Here is a 19192-nt window from a genome sequence, read left to right on the forward strand (position 1 = left end):
GTTAAGTTAACTGCATTCATGCGGCTGTTTTGCAAACTGCCAACTGGGAACTGAAAACTCAATTATAGAACGACCAGGAAACACCGATCTTTAACAACCTGTCAGGGCCCGGATAGCGGTTGATCATATAGTATCCTTTGCTGAATAGCCCCTGATTGGCGTAGTCGTACATCACAAATATATTGGTACGGATCAGTGTCGCTTTGAAGAATACCGATGCTACTGGATAAGATGAGAAGGTGAGATTCGGGCTGCTGTTATAGAACTGACCTAGCCCAACCGCGTAGGATGGTGCAACATAAGGCGTATTATAACGCACATCGATACCGATATTACTGTTCAGCACGCTAAAGAGCAACTTGGAGTAATATAAACTGCTATAAGTATATACCGAAGGGGTGCGTAAGGTGCTCTGGTAATCGCTCTTTTGATAAACCACATAATTATCAAAATGCCATCTGCGCCATGATAAATTCTTGCCGATACTCACCTTTATCAAGTTGATTGGATTGTGTAATTGGGTTGGTGTAGCATTTATCCCATTTTCGTCGGCTGTGAAATACAGGTAATCGTTTATCATGTAATATTCCGCCTTCAGATCAAGTTGCAACAGGTCATTGATATAATTGAATGACAGGTTGGTAGTCTTCTGATTGCTAAAACTGTTATGGAATATGTAATGGTTTGATATCCAGTCTGTGTAAACGAGAGGTGGCGAACTGCTTTGCTGATAGGCACCGAATGTTATCCTCCCCGCTTTGCGGCCGCCTGATAAGCTCAGTTTTGCTTCGTAAAGAAAGTTGCCAAAATCACGTCCAGCCGCTATCTGCTGCAGATCGACGTCGAGCAATATTTTGTTACTGAACCGGTAACCGGCTCTCCCCTTTAGCGTGATATCCTCGAAAGAATTGTTTTGAACCCGTTGGTTAACCACCTGTCGTGCAAAATTGGCATTGGTAATGGTGTCGGTAACGAATTGCTTATAGGTATAGTAATCATGCACCAAACCAAGGTCGATCTTTATCTCATTTTTCACTATACCCGTTGATTTTCCGCGCAGGTAAAAACTGTACGAGAACCCATTTTGCAAATGAAAGACGGAGAGCGAATCCCTGGAATAAGTTGAACTATAATAATAATCAGGAAACACGCCATAAGTATCGGGTTCATTTTGTAGAAACTTATAGGTGCTTTTATTATAAAGAAAGCTCCATGATACCCGCTGCGTAGGCAATATTTTGGGTTTGTCAACACTCTTTATCGTCGTATCAATTTTGCCGATGTAATAAAACTGCTTGATGTAAAACCCGTTGCTGCGGATGTTGTCGCTGGAATTATACAAACGAACCGGCTGGTTTTGCGAAGTAACATAACTACTTGTTGGCTTGGCGGTAAATATCGAATCATTTTGTATCGAGCCGTTCTCAGGCGCTTTCAGGTTATTATAAAAATAGCTGCCAAGCAAATTATAGCGCTTGCTTTTTGATTCATGCCAGGTAAATATCGCCCCTGTCAGATCGCTGGCGCCTTGTTGCGGATAAAAGCCCCGTGAGCCAATAATATTAAAATTAAAGCCGACATTCCATTGCGGATTGACGTTTTGTGTATGGATCACCTTAAACAACTGCTCTTTTACACCACTGGCAAAAAGCGAGAGATTGGTGTAAGGCACGCGGGCCCTGTAATATTGTATATCCTGCGGCGTAAAAAGATAGGCATCCAGGAAATGCTGCCCCACATCAAAACCTATTGTTTTACTTGGTTCAAATAATAAGCTTCGCTCTGCAAGTCCCAGGTTACCCAATCCTATTTTGGGGCTTCGCGGCTGGTAAAGCGGGCTGTAATTTTCAAAATTTGTAAGACCGGTATCCAAGGGAAAAACCTGCGTGCTGTCACTTAGCAAGCGCTCATTAGTTACCCTGATAAACTTGGATGTGAAGATAACGGAGTCACGTTTCTTTTCTTCTTTCTGCCTTTCAGCATCAATCTCCTGGTCGCCGGTAAGCTGTTTACCCTGTTGTTTGGTTGACGTATCAGTATTAAAATTATTTCTCCTATTAAGATTATTCGGATAACCGGGTACGTTCGGGGTTTGGGCCAACGCCACACCTGCCGAAAAACAGATCAGCGCAACAAGAAGAATATATCGGAGTCGGTTATGCATTAAAGGCCGGCAATCAGTTTTTTAAGTATTAATGTCATTTTGGGCTCAGCTTCATGTGCAACTGCCAGAATTTCTTCTAATGAGACCGGGTATAACGTCTCAGGAAATCCTTCATCGGTCAATACTGATATGGCAAAAACCGGCAGGCCCATGTGGTTAGCCACAATCACCTCGGGCACGGTGCTCATACCTACCGCATCGCCGCCAATTATTCGCAGATAACGGTATTCTGCCCTTGTTTCGAGATTTGGCCCTGTCACAGCTACATAAACACCTTTATGGCAGGTAATATTGTTTTCTTTGGCAATATTCAATGCATTTTCGATCAGGTCACGGCGATAAGGTTGACTCATGTCTGGAAAACGCGGACCAAGTTGTTCCTCATTTCTGCCGATCAATGGGTTGTGCGGCTGAAGGTTAATATGATCTTCAATCACCATCAGGTCACCTTTTTTGATATCAGGATTAAGCGATCCACTGGCATTAGATACGAATAACGTTTTTATACCCAGCATCTTCATTACCCTTACCGGGAAAGTGATCTGCTGCATGCTATAGCCTTCGTAATAATGCAAACGGCCCTGCATTGCTACCACCTTTTTGCCAGCCAATGTGCCGAATATCAGTTTACCGGAATGAAATTCCAGTGTTGAGATGGGAAAATCGGGGATATTGGAGTACATCAGTTGCTTTTCAACTTCTATCTCGGTTACCAATCCGCCAAGGCCGGTACCCAGAATGATTCCTACTTCGGGCTCAAAATCGCCAATGCGATTTTTAATGTATAAGGTGGTTTGTTGTATGTTCTCTAACATATTGTATAACTAACTGGTCGAATTGTTGCGCCTCATTATTCAGGAATTGCACCCCTATCGGGATGACTAAAACCGGCAACGATTGCACAAGCGGAAGCAGTTCGTGTTCAACTAAACGCTTGGCATCCTTTTCTGTTGTAATGATCACTTTTTTTTGTGCAGTACAGGCAGCGAATTCATCGGCAAGTTTACTGATATTTTTCAAGCTAAAGCGATGATGATCCGGATAATTGTGATGCACTAGCTTTGAAGTATATTTTTTGATATGCTGCACCAAAGGCCTAGGGTTAGCGATGCCTGTGAGTAGAAATACCGTTGTATCGCTATCCAATATTACCTCCGACTTTTTCCCATTCAAGTCCTGCAGTGGCAGATAATCAATCGACGTAAAGAATACAGACTGATATGGAAGCGGCTCCATATTATAAATGATAGCTTGCTGCTGTTCATTGCTTAATTGCTCAGGACATTTGCTGATCACGATAATATCCGCCCGCCAGCGCCCGCTGAATGATTCACGCAAATTACCGGCTGGTAAAAGTAAATGCGGTTCGTTGATGCGGTTATAATCAAACAACAAAATACTCAACCCTGGCTTTACGGCCCGGTGCTGGTAAGCGTCATCCATCAATACCAAATTGTGTGTATTGGTAAGCTCTTTAATACCATCAACCCGTTTTTCGCATACAACTACAGTTATATCAGGAAACTTATGCTTAAACTGCAAGGGCTCATCGCCTACCTGTTCAGCGGTGGAATCGGTTGTTACTGTTAGAAAGCCCTTTGTCTTTCGTCCATAGCCCCGGCTTAAAGTCGCCAGTTTATAGTGATCTTTAAGTAATCTTACCAGGTATTCCGTCATTGGTGATTTGCCCGCCCCTCCTACATCCAGGTTACCTACTGAGATCACCGGCATTTTAAACTTCCGGCTTTTTAATATACCGCCATCATAGCACCAGTTCCGGATAGCTATAACAAGACCATATAGTAATGAGAATGGGAATAAGAGCCAGCGGAGTTTCATATAATGGGTAAAGATATAAAAAACACGTCGATAGGAATTTTGTGCGTAGTTTTAAAACAAGTTTTGAAACAGAAAAGCAATGGCCCATAGGGCCTACCGCTTTGTAGAAAAGAATAATGAATGCGATTTGTGCCGCATAGCGGCTACCCATCCACCATGCAGGTAAGTGCATGGATTATTCCACACTTGGGAAACTAGTAAAGGGTAACCCCTTGTAATTGGCTACAAAGCGGTAAACCCTACGGGTCATAGGAAATAAGCCTATCGAAAATATGGGTATATAATAATTACATTTAGGGAGAGTGCAGGCCATTAATTTAATTCATTAATAGCTTTTCTTGTTTGCTCTATAGTCTCTAATTGTTTAGCTGAGAATGTCGGGGCCGACATCAAAAACGATTCAAAATCTTGTGCCTGTGTATCATCGGTTGCTTGTTTTTCAAGTTCTTTTTTAAACTTCAATAGCTGATCTTTCGGAAGTTTTTTTACTAACCGGATTAAATCATCAAAACCAATATCCACCTGAATTTGCATAATCAAATTTACAAAATTTATTTAATTTCGATTTTCTGCACTAACCAATCCTAACATCAACATGAAATACAAACTACTTATCCTCTTTTTAGCATTCACTGCTACCGCTTTTGCTCAAACCGACAATAAACTTACCACTAAACTACAAGATGCCATAAAAGGCTTTAATGGCCAGGTGGGCATCTATGTAAAAAACTTAAAGACAGGTAAAACAGCAGCTATCAATGCCGATACCCTCTTTCCTACTGCCAGTATGATCAAGGTGAGTATACAATGCGGAGTATTTGATAAGATAGAAAAAGGAGAACTGGCCTATAATCAAAAACTGATCTACCGCGATTCGTTATTGTACCCCGGAGAAGACATCCTGGGTTCATTTAAAGATAAGGATACAATAGAGTTAAGTAAAGTTGTTTTACTGATGATCACCATGAGCGATAATACTGCCAGCACCTGGCTGCAAAGGATAGTAACCGGAGAATACATCAACAATTGGCTGGATAAAAACGGCTTTAAGGTATTGCGCGTAAACTCAAGAGTAAAAGGCCGTGAAGCAATTCGCGCCAAATATGGCTGGGGTGTTAGTTCTCCGTATGAAATGTGCCGTTTATTTACCATGATACGCAATGGCGAAGCCGTAAGCCCTGCAGCAAGCGAGCGGATGTATCGCGACCTGGTGCGTATTTATTGGGATGACAGATCACTATCGCAGATACCTCCTTATGTGCAAGCAGCCAGTAAGAATGGCTCCGTTGATGAAGCCAAATCCGAAACTGTTTTGGTCAATGCCCCGCACGGTGATTATGTTTTTTCGGTAATGACTAATAATATTAAAGATCAGCGTTGGGTGCCCGATAATGAGGCCTGTGTACTCATCCGTAAAATATCGGCATTATTATGGCACTATTACGAACCTAAAAGCGACTGGAAGCCTGCCCCGGGTATTGACAAGCTGATGCTGAACGAGTGACATTTTTCTGACAACCTGTCACGGATTCTGTGCACTTACCTGACGAAATATGAGGCGTTTTTGACGTCCTGGAGCCTTTTTTACTGCCAAAGTGATATTGGCATACGCCTTGTTGATACTGCATAGGTTTAATATCAAAAAAGGAAAAAATCAATCATATATGTCTAAAATAATTGGAATCGACTTAGGAACAACGAACTCTTGCGTTGCAGTAATGGAAGGTAACGAACCGGTAGTTATTGCTAACAGCGAGGGTAAACGTACTACGCCGTCAGTTGTGGCGTTTGTTGACAACGGCGAGCGTAAGGTAGGTGACCCTGCCAAGCGTCAGGCTATCACCAATCCTACCAAAACTATTTATTCTATCAAACGCTTCATGGGTAATAAATTCGATGAAGTGACCAAAGAAGCTGCCCGTGTACCATACAAAGTGGTAAAAGGCGACAATAACACCCCGCGTGTTGAGATCGACGACCGCAAATATACCCCGCAGGAAATCTCAGCTATGATCCTTCAGAAAATGAAGAAAACCGCTGAAGATTTCTTAGGTACCGAAGTTAGCGAAGCAGTTATCACTGTACCTGCTTATTTTAACGACGCTCAGCGCCAGGCTACCAAAGAAGCCGGCGAAATTGCAGGCTTAAAAGTTCGCCGTATTATCAACGAGCCTACTGCTGCTGCCCTTGCTTACGGCCTGGACAAAGCGCACAAGGACATGAAAATCGTTGTGTTCGACTGCGGTGGTGGTACACATGACGTATCAGTATTGGAGTTAGGCGATGGCGTGTTCGAAGTAAAATCAACCGATGGTGATACTCACTTAGGTGGTGACGACTTTGACCAGGTAATTATCGACTGGCTGGCTGACGAATTTAAAAACGACGAAGGTATCGATCTGCGTAAAGACCCAATGGCTTTACAACGTTTAAAAGATGCTGCTGAAAAAGCTAAAATCGAGCTTTCAAGCACTTCTCAAAGCGAGATCAATCTCCCATATATTACTGCTGCTGACGGTATGCCTAAGCACCTGGTTAAAACTTTAACCCGTGCTAAATTCGAGCAACTGTCTGACAGCCTGATCAAACGTACCATTGAGCCATGTAAAACAGCTTTGAAAGCTGCCGGCATGAGCACTTCGGATATCGATGAAGTGATCCTGGTAGGTGGTTCAACCCGTATCCCTGCTATACAGGAAGCTGTACAAAAATTCTTTGGCAAAGCTCCTTCAAAAGGTGTAAACCCTGACGAAGTGGTTGCTATAGGTGCTGCTATCCAGGGCGGTGTGTTGACAGGTGAAGTAAAAGACGTGTTACTGCTTGACGTTACCCCGCTTTCATTAGGTATTGAAACTATGGGTGGTGTAATGACCAAATTGATCGAAGCAAACACGACTATCCCGACCAAGAAATCGGAAGTGTTCTCTACCGCATCTGATAGCCAGCCTTCTGTTGAGATCCACATCTTACAGGGCGAACGTCCGATGGCTGCTCAGAACAGAACATTGGGCCGTTTCCACCTGGATGGTATTCCACCAGCTCCACGTGGTGTGCCACAGATCGAAGTATCATTCGACATCGACGCTAACGGTATATTACACGTATCAGCCAAAGATAAAGCTACCGGTAAAGAACAAAAGATCCGTATCGAAGCTTCATCTGGTTTAACTGATGCTGAAATCAAGAAGATGAAGGACGAAGCTGAAGCTAATGCTGATGCTGACAAAAGGGCAAAAGAGGAAGTTGATAAACTGAACTCGGCCGATGCCCTGATCTTTACTACCGAAAAGCAACTGAAAGAGTATGGCGATAAGATATCAGCTGATAAAAAAGCTCCTATCGAAGAAGGTTTGAAAAAATTGAAAGAGGCTTATGCTTCTAAAAACCTCGACGCTATCGACGCTGCTCAAACAGAGTTGAACGCTGCATGGACCGCCGCATCTGAAGAGATGTACAAAGCTGCTGGTGATGCCGGTCAGGCTCAGCCTGGCGCAGGTGATGCCGGAGCACAGGGCCAAAACGGTTCGCAAGGAACCGGTGACCATGTAACCGATGTTGACTTCGAAGAAGTAAAATAATAAATCCATCATATAGACGAAAGCCCGTCCGCTAGCCAGCGGACGGGCTTTTATTTAATTACCCCTCAGAAAGAAAATGCGATTGTTATGATCACAAAAACGATTGAAGCAATCAGGACTGCAATTATAATATCTAAAAAAGACCTTATGGCTAACATGGCTTGAAGATTTCTTGATGTAAATATCAGTTAAAAATTATTGCAAAAATTTCAAACTATACCACCGTGCGGATATACTACACGAGTGTGTGATTATGCTATACAAATGGATTGTGGCATTGACTAGTTGTAGAAAGGAGGCTCCTATGGAGCCCCTTTCATCTGTTTGTTTTTCTATAAACAGGGTGCTCCTACGGAGCTTGGCATAACGATAATTATAAAAACCCCAAGGCAACTATGTGGGTGGTGGTTTTGGTCAGTTAAAGAGAGGAGGCTCCTATGGAGCCAATTTCTCCTTGTTTGGTTTTCTATAAACAGGGTGCTCCTAACAGAGCTTGGCATAATGATAATCATAAAAACCCCATAGGCAACTATGTGGGTGGTGGTTTTGGTCAGTTGCAGAGAGGAGGCTCCTATGGAGCCAATTTCTCCTTGTTTGGTTTTCTATAAACAGGGTGCTCCTAACGGAGCTGGCATACCCCACTAATCAAAAACTCCGTAGGAGTACCCTGTTTATAGCACCAGTAAATAGAAAAGAATTGGCTCCATAGGAGCCTCCCAATAAACGCCAGAAAGGTTATTCTATAAAATCAAACAAAAACCTATCCTCAAATGGTATTTGAAATCTTTCCAATAATTCCACATACTCTTGTTTGAATGATCTTTTCTGATGATGCTTTTCCTGGTTAAGAATATACTTTACAACTACATCAATATGAGATTGTGAATAAGAGAAAACCCCATAACCTTCCTGCCAATTAAATTTGCCTTTTATCCAACCTCGATCATTGATAAACTCATTGCTTTCAACCTTTATCTCTTTTACAAAATCGGATATCAGAACCGTTGGTCTGAAGCCCACAAATAAATGTATATGATCAGGCATGCAATTAACCGCCAGCATTTTGGCTTTCCTGTTTTGAACAAGTCCGGTAATATATTTATGTAGCTCCTCCTTATGTTGCTTCGGAATGAGGCTTTGCCTGTGCTGAACGGCAAAGACAAATTGTAAATAGATTTGTGAAAAGGTATTGGCCATATTTAATGACTATAATAACAAAAAAATCCCGCCTTTTGAGCGGGATCTCAGAATATCTGTAAGAAATTTTATGACCAAAGGTTTGACGGATAAACTCCATCCGCAACCAGTTTGGAAATACTTGCTTGTACGATCGGTTTATCTTCTTTATAAGTAACGCCAAACCATTTAGAAGCAGTTGGGATCACTTTGAATGATGCTGTACCTGATTTGATCAGCTCGTCAGCAGCAAGTGGAATAAAGAATTCGGCTTTAGGATTGTTCTCATTTGCGTCAACAAATCTAATGAACATCGGCTCGCTTTGTTTGAAGATAGCCGGAGTGAAACCCCAGAAATTCATTGATACACGGGTATCATTTGGAAGTGGATGTTCTCCGGTAGCATCTTTATAGGCAACGGTACCATCTTCTTTAAAATATACTTCAGTACGCTCGTTGATCTCAACCATGTTACCATTTCCGTCAACCTTACATACACCACGGGATACTGAACCGTAATCTGATAAAGTTTTATCGATCTGGTAGCCTACCAATGCATATTTATCATCAGCTGCTTCGGTAGTCAGGAACTTCGCCATTTTTTCGAAAGCGTCGCGACCGTAGTAGTCATCGGCATTAATTACGCAGAAAGGCTCATGAACCTGGTGGCGTGCAGCAAGAACTGCATGCTGAGTGCCCCATGGCTTTGCTCTTTCAATAGTCTTGTCGATGCCAAAAGGTTTCAGGTCATAGCTTTGGAAAACATAATCTGTTTCAACACGGCCTTTCAGTTTTGGCTCGAAGATACTTTTGAAAGTATCGGCAAACTCCTCGCGGATAATGAAGCTGATCTTGCCAAATCCGGCGTTGATCGCGTCATAAATAGAGTAATCAATAATTGTTTCGCCATTCGGACCGAAGCCATCAACTTGTTTCATGCTTCCATAGCGGCTGGCCATACCTGCGGCCAGTATCAGTAGAGTGGGTTTCATAGTGTTTATTAGGTACTGTTTTTGAGTGCTTTTGTTTAATTATATCTCAAAGGACATTTATACTCAAATTGTTTTGGCAAAGTTTACTTTTCAAAAGTAATTTATAAATGTCAATAATACAATTATTTTGACATTTATTTAATATACCTGAAATCCTGCCCGTCTTTTACATTCAGCAACACTTCGTATATCAGGCGTATCACATTATCCACATCTTCCTTGTGGATCATCTCAACAGTAGTATGCATATAACGCAGCGGCAATGAGATCAATGCCGATGGCACCCCGTCATTTGAATAAGCGAAAGCATCGGTATCTGTGCCAGTTGAACGCGAAGATGCCTGGCGCTGGAATGGAATATCTGCTTTTTGTGCTGACTCAATTAATAGCTTATTTACGTTGTTCTGCACAGCCGGAGCATAAGATACCACCGGACCTTTGCCACAAGCCAGATCACCCTGTGTAACCTTGCTGATCATCGGGGTTTGGGTATCATGGGTAACGTCGGTTACAATAGCCAGATTAGGTTTAATATGATGAGCAATCATTTCCGCACCGCGTAAACCTATCTCCTCCTGTACTGCATTCACAATGTATAATCCGAATGGCAATTTCTTTTTATTTTCTTTCAGCAAACGTGCTACTTCAGCAATCATAAAACCACCGGCACGGTTGTCCAATGCACGACCAACATAGTAACGGTCATTCAATACCATGAATTCATCTTCATAGGTAATCACGCATCCTACATGGATGCCCAGATTTTCTACTTCTTCTTTAGTAGTGCAGCCGCAGTCCAGGAAAATATTTTTCAGTGTAGGCGCTTCCTCTTTCTCACCCGAGCGGGTATGAATAGCGGGCCAGCCGAAAACTGCTTTAACTATACCGTTATCAGTATGAATATTTACCCGTTTTGATGGGGCGATCTGGTGGTCGGAACCGCCATTACGGATTACGTAAATCAATCCATCGTTAGTGATGTAGTTTACAAACCATGATATTTCATCCGCATGCGCCTCAATGACCACTTTGTATTTGGCTTTCGGGTTGATGATACCTACCGCAGTACCATAGTTATCTACATAATGTTCGTCGATGTAAGGCTTGATATAATCTAGCCATAATTTCTGACCTTTTGCTTCAAATCCTGTTGGAGATGGGTTATTGATATATTCCTCGAAAAAAGCCAGCGAGGTTTTATTTACGACCTCAACGTGCTGCTTTTTTTCAGCTTTCTTTTTAGACATAACTGATTATTTGGGACTGTTTTTTAATCGATAATGGCAAATATAGTAAAGCTGGAGATAATGACGTATGTTAACAAATTTTAGCGGCATTATTGATTAATTGTTACTGCGTTAACATTCAGTTTATCTCGTCACACTTACTTTGTCGCGAGTAAATTTTTTTCAAGATTAGTTTAGTTGATTGAGGGCCAGCCCGCTAGTTAGCGGACTGGTTTTTTATTTGCTTCTCCAGTATCTCGTAATCAAAACCATATTTAGAAAAGAGTTTGCCGGTATGCGTGTATCCAGCTTTCATATAGAAACCGATTGCTGATACCCGCGCATTGCACCATATTACCGCACCTCCCTCTGACTCAGCAAATTCTTCAACCCGTTGCAGCAAAGCATTACCGATACCCATTTTCTGATACTCCGGCAGTATGGCCAGTTTCCGGAACTGGAATGATTTATCAACCTGAAACAAGGAGACGATCCCAACAAGCTGACTATCTGTAAATGCTCCAAAGTGAACGCCGTCCTGGTCTTCATCTAACTCCATTTCGTAGAGTTTACTATCGGGGTATAGCACTGCCTGACGCAAACGCCAGGTGAGTTCGGGACGGATTTGTTCGATACTAATCATTTGAGGTGAAAGGACAAAGGTAAAAGGATAAAGGTTTATATACATCTATATATTTTATCTTTCGCCCTTTACCTTTCAGCTTTAGCCTTACAAAGGAATGTTTCCGTGTTTCTTCCGCGGGTTATTCACCACCTTATTCTCCAGCATTTTAAAAGCATGGATGAGTTTGATGCGTGTTTCTGCAGGGTCGATCACCTCATCAATAAAGCCGCGCTCAGCTGCACGGTAAGGATTGGCAAATATATCTGAATAGGTTTGTTCCATCTCCAGCCATTTGGCTTCTTTATCATGCGCAGCATTGATCTCACGTTTAAAGATGATCTCTGCTGCTCCTTTGGCACCCATTACGGCGATCTCGGCAGTTGGCCAGGCGTAGTTCATATCGGCACCGATATGTTTGGAGTTCATCACATCATAAGCACCACCGTAAGCTTTACGGGTGATCACAGTGATACGCGGTACCGTTGCTTCGCAAAATGCAAACAGCAGTTTAGCACCGTTGGTGATAATGGCGTTCCACTCCTGGTCGGTGCCGGGTAAAAAGCCGGGAACATCTTCGAATACCAGCAGCGGAATATTAAAGCAATCACAAAAACGTACAAAACGTGCCCCTTTGGTTGATGAGTGGATATCCAATACTCCCGCCAAAAACGCAGGTTGATTTGCTACGATACCAATACTGCGGCCAGCTAAACGGGCAAAGCCGACAACAATATTTTCCGCAAAATTTTTATGTACTTCTAAAAATGAATCTGCATCGATCACTTGTCCTATCACATCCCTGATATCGTAAGGCTGTGAAGGATTTTCCGGCATTAGGTCAGCCAATCCGGGACGTGATTCATCTTTGCCTTCGTAAACAGTTGAAGGTGCCTTTTCCTCGCAATTTTGCGGCATATAACTCAGCAGCTTTTTGATATGCTGTATTGCATCAATCTCGTTGGTACAGGCAAAATGAGTTACTCCTGATTTTGTCGCATGGGTATCCGCTCCGCCCAATTCTTCTGAAGTCACCACTTCATGGGTAACCGTTTTCACGACATTCGGACCAGTTACGAACATATACGAGGTATTCTCCACCATCAATATAAAATCGGTAATAGCGGGGGAATATACCGCGCCACCGGCGCAAGGGCCCATTATGGCAGAAATTTGCGGTATCACGCCCGACGCCATTGTATTACGATAAAAGATATCGGCATAACCGCCTAGCGAAACCACGCCTTCCTGTATTCTCGCCCCGCCTGAATCATTCAAACCGATTACCGGGGCTCCATTCTTCATCGCAAGATCCATTATCTTGCATATCTTCTCCGCATGGGTTTCCGAAAGTGAACCGCCAAAAACAGTAAAGTCTTGTGAGAAAACATAAACCAGGCGACCGCTTATAGTACCGTAGCCGGTTATTACACCATCTCCCGGGTAGATCTCTTTCTCCATCCCGAAGTCGGTTGAGCGGTGGGTAACCAACATCCCGATCTCCTGAAAGGAACCTTCATCCAGCAAAAAGTGCAGACGCTCGCGTGCCGTTAATTTCCCTTTTTTATGCTGACTTTCTATCCGCGCATGACCGCCGCCTGCCAGGGCCTGTTCGCGTTTATGTTGTAGTACTTTAAGTTTTTTATTCACAATCCGGTTTATAATGCTACAATGTAATTGCTAAAAATAGGATTAAATGCGCAATATACGCTCACCCATCAAACATAAATGCCCTGCTCTCGTTAATTTTGCACCCGTTAGTTTATGTTGAGACGATCAAAAGATAAGCGCACCCTCAAAGAAAACCTGATGCTGGCCTCGTCCACTGCATTTGTGGCAGGATCAACCAATGTGGCTGGTGTTATCGCATTCCTTGCTTTCACCACTAATATCACCGGCCATGTGGCCAACCTGGCACGTCATGTTGCCGAAAATAACTGGCACGAGATGACCCTGTTTTTCATTTGGCTGCTTTTGTTTTTTGCAGGCGCATTTATATCCAATTTCCTGATACGTTCGGCATCCGACAAAAGCAATTACTGGGCACATTCCCAGCCTGTCATTATAGAAATTGTCATTTTGCTATTTGTGGCCGTTTATGGCGATAAGTTCTATGCCGAATCGCAAACCGAGCGCGAGATCATTATCTGTGCTATCATATTTTCGATGGGATTGCAAAACAGCATGGTTTCAACCGTATCCGGTGGATTAATCAAATCCTCCCACTTAACCGGATTATTTACTGACCTGGGCGGCGATGTATCAGAATGGTTTCATACGATTGGAAAAAAGAGAGACATTGTAAAAAACCGTATTTACGTACGTTTAACGATACTTGCCTTTTATTTTTTAGGCGGATTGGCAGGCGGCTACTTTTTCAATGCCTATGGATTCGTGATATTCTACTTTATCCCGGTAATTTTGCTTACGATATTATACTACGATCTATCAAATGTTGCCTTACATAAACTAGTGCGGCTCTTCTCGGCGCCTAAAAAAGTATAAATTTGCAGCCAAAATAAATATATCAACCTATGAGCGCTAAAATCCACGACACCAGTCATATTACCTACGAGGGCCTTCTTGAAGGAAACAAAAGGTTTATCGATAATGCTTTAAAATCAGACCCGGAGTTTTTTGATAAACTGACTAGTCAAAACCCGCCTGTACTTTGGATAGGTTGTGCCGACAGCCGTGTTCCGGCTAACCAGATCACCAATACCAATCCCGGAGAGATATTCGTGCACCGTAACATTGCCAACATGGTGATTCATACCGACATGAATATGCTTTCGGTATTAGACTATGCCGTGAACGTGCTCCATGTAAAACACGTGATCGTAACTGGTCACTACGGTTGCGGTGGGGTACTTGCCGCCATGAGCAACAAAGAATTTGGGTTGATCGATAACTGGCTGCGCCATATTAAGGACGTTTACCGTATCCACGCCAAACAACTGGATGCGATAAGTGATGAAACCGAACGTGCCAATCGGCTGGTAGAATTAAACGTAATTGAAAACGTTTACAATCTGTGCAAAACCTCCATCGTGCAAAACGCCTGGAAAAACGGCCAGGACCTAAGCGTTCACGGCTGGGTTTATAGCCTCGCTACAGGAAAAATATCAGATATGAAAGTAAGCACCAGCAATAATGACAAGCTGGATAATGTGTTTAAGTTTAAATAGTTAATGGTTAATAGATCATAGTTCATAGCAGTCAACTTATTGGCCATGAACTATGATCCATCAACTATAAGCTAATCTTACAATTCTTTCTGCAAAAACGGATACCTGTAATCCTTTGGTGGATCAAAAGTTTCCTTAATAGTTCTTGGAGATACCCAGCGTAGCAGGTTGATCATCGAACCGGCTTTATCATTTGTACCCGATCCCCTGGCACCGCCAAATGGTTGCTGACCAACTACAGCACCTGTCGGTTTGTCGTTTATATAGAAGTTACCTGCAGCATTACGTAAACGCTGTGTTGCCTCGGCGATGGCATAACGGTCTTGTGATATAATTGAACCGGTAAGCGCATAGATCGAAGTTTTATCAACGATATCGATTACTTTGCTGAAATCTTTATCCTCGTAAACATAGATAGTCAGCACTGGTCCGAAAAGCTCTTCGCACATCGTTACATAGTATGGATCATCTACACGTAACACAGTTGGCTCGATAAACCAGCCATCGGTTTTATCATATTTTCCGCCGGTCACCAGCTCTACGCTAATATCGTTTTTAGCTTCGTCGATATATTTCGCGAGCTTATCAAATGATGCTTCTGTGATTACAGCGTTAATAAAATTTTCAAAATCTTCAGTCGGGCCCATTTTAAAGCTGGCCACATCGCGCTGAATATTTTCTTTTACCGTTTCCCACAATGACTTAGGGATATAAGCTCTTGAAGCAGCAGAACATTTTTGTCCCTGGTACTCAAATGCACCGCGAACTAAGGCAGTGCTTACTACATCAGCATTAGCACTTGGGTGAGCAAGAACAAAGTCTTTGCCACCTGTTTCGCCCACGATGCGCGGATAGGTTTTATATTTATGAATATTGGTACCGATAGTTTGCCAGATGTTCTGGAATACTTTGGTTGAACCGGTAAAGTGTATACCTGCAAAATCAGCGTGATTAAAGATTACTTCGCCTGCAACCGGGCCGTCAACATAGATCAGGTTGATCACACCATCAGGAACACCTGCTTCTTTGAACACTTTCATAATCACATTGGCAGCGTAGATCTGCGGATAAGCAGGCTTCCAAACTACCACGTTACCCATCATTGCAGCTGATGAAGGCAGATTACCTGCAATCGCTGTAAAGTTGAACGGCGTCAGCGCAAATACAAAACCTTCCAGTGGGCGTTGCTCTACCCTGTTCCATACACCTTTGCCTGAGATTGGCGGTTGTTGCTGGTAGATCTCAGTCATGTATGACACATTGAAACGCAGAAAGTCGATCAGCTCACAAGCAGAGTCGATCTCGGCCTGGTAAGCATTTTTTGATTGACCCAACATCGTTGCAGCGTTGATCTCAGCACGGTATGGGCCTGCGATCAGGTCGGCAGCTTTTAAGAAGATAGCGGCACGTTGTTCCCATGCCAGGTCTTCCCAGGCAGCTTTTGCAGCCAACGCAGCGTCAATAGCGGCGTTTACATGACTTGCGTCGCCTTCAGAAAATGTAGCCAGTAAGTGTTTATGATCATGCGGCGGACGGATCTCCAACTTTTTGTTGGTACGAACTTCTTTCCCGCCGATATACATCGGGATATCGATTTGTTTTGAGCGCGCATCTTCCAGAGCGGCTTTGAGGGCAGCACGTTCCACACTGCGCGGGCCATAATTTAAAACAGGCTCGTTCTGCGGTGCAGGCACGTTAAAAAATCCTTTCAGCATAGGTGTTAATTATTGAGTGCGCAAAGATACGGGTTAATGTGCAGATGTGCGAATGCGTTGATGTGCAAATATGCAAATGTGCAGATGTGCGGATGAACAAATGACTTTCAGCTGAATGTGAAGATGTGCGAACGAATTAAACCCATCTACAAATTTGCGCATCTGCATATCTGCACATTTGACTATTTTTATCTCATGACCATCGAAGACCTGCAAATTATTTGTTATCAATTGCCCGGAGTAACGGAAGATATAAAATTAGGCGAACATCTCTGTTTTAATGTCGGTGGCAAATCATTCCTTTTTACTCATCCGGATGGTGTGCCTCCGTCGGCCTCATTTAAAGTACCTGACGAAGATTTTGAAGAGGTAAGCTCAATGGAAGGTCTTGAACCGCAGCCTTATATTGCAAGGTACAAATGGGTTCTGGCACGCGATATCAATAGCCTGAGTAAAAAGCAATGGGAATTTTTTATCAAACAATCGCATGGACTGATCGCCGCTAAGCTGCCTGCGAAAATTAGAAAGAGTATTGGGTTGTAGCTTTAATTAAGAGACATCGTTTCATTTGAAGCCACGTGTTGACTCACCCGGTCATTGCTTCGCTCGACCACCCTCTCTAAGCTGCGCTTAAAGAGGGATTTTTTTATTTTTTTCTTCTTCTCCCTCTTTACCGCTTGCGGTAGAGAGGGTCGAACAGCGTAGCGCTTTCGGGGTGAGTCAACTGGAGGTTTTGCATGTGGAACTTACACGCAAGGCATTTCCAAAGTAAAACTTGTCTCCCCATCATGCGATTCTGCAAAAAGCTTTCCGCTATGTGCTTTGGCAATTTCAGAAGCAATAAATAATCCCAAACCCAGGCCTTTCTGACTGGATTTGGTTTTCCCTCTTGAAAATGGCTGGAACAAGTTATCCATTACTGATTTCGGAATATCATCGCCGGCATTGGTAACTGTCAAAATAAATTTCCCATCGCCGCTTACAGCATGCACACGCACCGGGGTATCCTGCCTGCCGTAGGTAATGGCGTTGCTCAGTAAATTCGAGAACAGTTGTCCAATACGTTTTCCATCACAGCTTACCTGATCATCAAGATTAAGTTTAAGGGAGACGTATCTGTCAGGTGATATCAATTCCAACTCAGCAACGACATGTTTTAATATTTCAGCTAATGGTTGGTCTTCCAGGACATTAAGCTGAAGTCCACCACCCAGGTGACTTTGTGCAAAATCAAGGATATTATCTACCAGGCCACGCATACGGTAGGCCGAGCCTTGCATGATCTCTGCCAATCTTCTCACACGATCCTCTACAGGCATGCGCATGATCAACTGAGCCGAATTTAATATGGCTCCTACCGGGTTTCTAAGATCATGCCCCAGAATCGCAATAAATTGTTCCCGCAGTTTGGCATTTTCCTGTTCTTCCTGCAAGCGGGCTTGCATAGCTTTAAGCTCATCTGCTGAGCTTAAATGAAATGCGATCAGCTCGGCAAATAATTTGAACATGCCTACAACTTCCGGCGTATTCAGCTTAGCTGGCCTCGGGTCGATAGAGCACAACGTTCCGAAAAAGCGGCCGTCTTTAAGAATGATAGGTATCGAAATATAGCTCTGGAAACCATACATCGCTGGGGTATGGTGCATGCAATAATAATCGTCTTTATCTACATGATCAATGATCACCGGTTTACCATTTTGCCTGATCTCGCGGCATATGGTGGTTTCTACCTTTAACTCGTCGCCGGGTTTCAGGCCAAATGCAATATCATCACGCACACTGCAGGTTATCCAACGCTTGTCCGTCACACGCGCTACAGCAGCAAATCCCATTCCTGTGGTGCGGCAAACCACATCCAGCAATGTCGGCATCATGGGGATACCGTTGACAGCGTCAATATCCGCCTGAAAATTAGGGTCAGTCAATGTGAGAGAATTTATCAATGTACAATCTGCAAATAAAAAGCTGTAGAAATCCTGAAGAATACAAATAATATTAATAATTAGTTGATATTTTTTATTACTAAAACAAGATTTACCGCTTTAAATAACCCGATATAAGCCCTGCCGAAACTTACATTTTTATGCATCTTTTTTGCACCTCTCGCGTATAACACTTCCATGGATGTAGGTAAACGTCCTAACACGCACACTATTAATCAATAAAAGGAACACGGTTATGTCGAAACCAGAGGATATCTATAAAGAGTACAGGGAACTGGTATTAAAAAATGCCGAAAAAGAGATCAACGGCCAAAAATTCTCCTTTCTGTTTACTTCAGAAAAGGAGGGGACTTTTACCCTAACCAACAATGAAACCAAGGACATGATAGGCGGTACATTTAAGCTGAGCGTGAACAATGACGGTCTGAACATCCTGATGGACTATAAAGGTTTCTATATCACTCAGACTTTAAAGATCGACAAGAAGGAAAGTACTATTGTACGTGAACCAAACAGCGGCAAGGTGTTTTTAACTGGTCATAAACTGGATATGAAAGGCGGTAAATAAGGATTTATACTATTTACTTTCGTTCAGTCTGTAGCACCTTATACACAATTTTACAGGAAAAAATTCCACAAAATTAATCCACAGTTATTTCGATTATTTTCCTTTAAGGCAATAAAAGGCTCAAATTAGCCTGTATTGACCTGTTTTTAGATTCGCCTTCATGTGGTGCGGTTGTTGCCGT

Annotated in this window: 17 protein-coding genes; 6 read left to right on the plus strand and 11 right to left on the minus strand. The window is 42.9% G+C overall.

Going from position 1 to position 19192, the window contains the following annotated elements:
- Window positions 1–58 precede the first annotated feature (58 nt).
- The 4 genes from VIM89_RS23500 to VIM89_RS23515 all read right to left on the minus strand — a co-directional run bounded on the left by VIM89_RS23500 (window position 59) and on the right by VIM89_RS23515 (window position 4537).
- Window positions 59–2164, minus strand: coding sequence for a putative porin (locus VIM89_RS23500; RefSeq protein WP_488158633.1), 2106 nt, complete (start codon window positions 2162–2164; stop codon window positions 59–61).
- Window positions 2164–2979, minus strand: coding sequence for a purine-nucleoside phosphorylase (locus VIM89_RS23505; protein ID WP_488158634.1), 816 nt, complete (start codon window positions 2977–2979; stop codon window positions 2164–2166). Before VIM89_RS23505 ends, VIM89_RS23500 begins: the two co-directional genes overlap by 1 nt.
- On the minus strand, window positions 2942–4003 hold the full coding sequence (gene lpxK, locus VIM89_RS23510; RefSeq protein ID WP_488158635.1) for a tetraacyldisaccharide 4'-kinase: 1062 nt from the start codon (window positions 4001–4003) through the stop codon (window positions 2942–2944). Before lpxK ends, VIM89_RS23505 begins: the two co-directional genes overlap by 38 nt.
- Window positions 4004–4315: 312 nt before the next feature.
- The gene (locus VIM89_RS23515) at window positions 4316–4537 is read right to left on the minus strand and encodes a hypothetical protein (RefSeq protein WP_488158636.1); all 222 of its coding nucleotides are present in this window, start codon (window positions 4535–4537) and stop codon (window positions 4316–4318) included.
- Window positions 4538–4598: 61 nt separating this feature from the next.
- Between VIM89_RS23515 and VIM89_RS23520 the strand changes: the two genes are divergently transcribed.
- Both VIM89_RS23520 and dnaK read left to right on the plus strand, forming a co-directional pair.
- Complete coding sequence (locus tag VIM89_RS23520; protein WP_488158637.1) at window positions 4599–5507, plus strand: serine hydrolase; 909 nt, start codon at window positions 4599–4601, stop codon at window positions 5505–5507.
- A gap of 160 nt (window positions 5508–5667) precedes the next feature.
- Window positions 5668–7581, plus strand: a complete 1914-nt coding sequence (gene dnaK, locus VIM89_RS23525) for a molecular chaperone DnaK (protein WP_488158638.1) — start codon at window positions 5668–5670, stop codon at window positions 7579–7581.
- Between the two features lie 735 nt (window positions 7582–8316).
- On the opposite strand, the gene tnpA is transcribed toward dnaK, so the two are convergent.
- The 5 genes from tnpA to VIM89_RS23550 form a co-directional block, all read right to left on the minus strand.
- Window positions 8317–8778, minus strand: coding sequence for an IS200/IS605 family transposase (gene tnpA / locus VIM89_RS23530; protein ID WP_488158639.1), 462 nt, complete (start codon window positions 8776–8778; stop codon window positions 8317–8319).
- Window positions 8779–8846: 68 nt separating this feature from the next.
- Window positions 8847–9749 carry a nucleotidyltransferase family protein gene (locus VIM89_RS23535; RefSeq protein ID WP_488158640.1) on the minus strand — a complete coding sequence of 301 codons (903 nt, stop codon included), beginning with the start codon at window positions 9747–9749 and terminating at the stop codon, window positions 8847–8849.
- A 134-nt stretch (window positions 9750–9883) separates the two neighbouring features.
- Window positions 9884–10996: a M42 family metallopeptidase gene (locus VIM89_RS23540; RefSeq protein WP_488158641.1), complete on the minus strand. Its 1113-nt coding sequence runs from the start codon at window positions 10994–10996 to the stop codon at window positions 9884–9886.
- Window positions 10997–11192: 196 nt separating this feature from the next.
- A complete protein-coding gene (locus VIM89_RS23545) occupies window positions 11193–11663 on the minus strand; it encodes a GNAT family N-acetyltransferase (protein WP_488158642.1) in 471 nt (156 codons plus the stop codon).
- A gap of 42 nt (window positions 11664–11705) precedes the next feature.
- A complete protein-coding gene (locus tag VIM89_RS23550; RefSeq protein WP_488158643.1) occupies window positions 11706–13247 on the minus strand; it encodes an acyl-CoA carboxylase subunit beta in 1542 nt (513 codons plus the stop codon).
- Window positions 13248–13361: 114 nt separating this feature from the next.
- Between VIM89_RS23550 and VIM89_RS23555 the strand changes: the two genes are divergently transcribed.
- Together VIM89_RS23555 and can are read left to right on the plus strand one after the other, a co-directional pair.
- Window positions 13362–14102: a YoaK family protein gene (locus VIM89_RS23555; protein WP_488158644.1), complete on the plus strand. Its 741-nt coding sequence runs from the start codon at window positions 13362–13364 to the stop codon at window positions 14100–14102.
- Window positions 14103–14131: 29 nt separating this feature from the next.
- On the plus strand, window positions 14132–14785 hold the full coding sequence (gene can, locus VIM89_RS23560) for a carbonate dehydratase (protein WP_488158645.1): 654 nt from the start codon (window positions 14132–14134) through the stop codon (window positions 14783–14785).
- Between the two features lie 77 nt (window positions 14786–14862).
- Here can and pruA read toward each other — a convergent pair whose 3' ends face one another.
- On the minus strand, window positions 14863–16500 hold the full coding sequence (pruA, locus tag VIM89_RS23565; protein ID WP_488158646.1) for an L-glutamate gamma-semialdehyde dehydrogenase: 1638 nt from the start codon (window positions 16498–16500) through the stop codon (window positions 14863–14865).
- A 195-nt stretch (window positions 16501–16695) separates the two neighbouring features.
- Here pruA and VIM89_RS23570 point away from each other — a divergent pair, with 195 nt between their 5' ends.
- Complete coding sequence (locus tag VIM89_RS23570; RefSeq protein ID WP_488158647.1) at window positions 16696–17043, plus strand: MmcQ/YjbR family DNA-binding protein; 348 nt, start codon at window positions 16696–16698, stop codon at window positions 17041–17043.
- A gap of 203 nt (window positions 17044–17246) precedes the next feature.
- Here the strand turns inward: VIM89_RS23570 and VIM89_RS23575 are convergent, their stop codons facing one another.
- Window positions 17247–18425 (minus strand): GAF domain-containing sensor histidine kinase, encoded by a 1179-nt coding sequence (locus tag VIM89_RS23575; RefSeq protein WP_488158648.1) that lies wholly within the window; start codon window positions 18423–18425, stop codon window positions 17247–17249.
- 253 nt (window positions 18426–18678) lie between these two features.
- Between VIM89_RS23575 and VIM89_RS23580 the strand changes: the two genes are divergently transcribed.
- The gene (locus tag VIM89_RS23580; RefSeq protein ID WP_488158649.1) at window positions 18679–19011 is read left to right on the plus strand and encodes a hypothetical protein; all 333 of its coding nucleotides are present in this window, start codon (window positions 18679–18681) and stop codon (window positions 19009–19011) included.
- Window positions 19012–19192: the final 181 nt, after the last annotated feature.

The organism is Mucilaginibacter sp., assembly GCF_036568825.1.
Lineage (GTDB): Bacteria > Bacteroidota > Bacteroidia > Sphingobacteriales > Sphingobacteriaceae > Mucilaginibacter.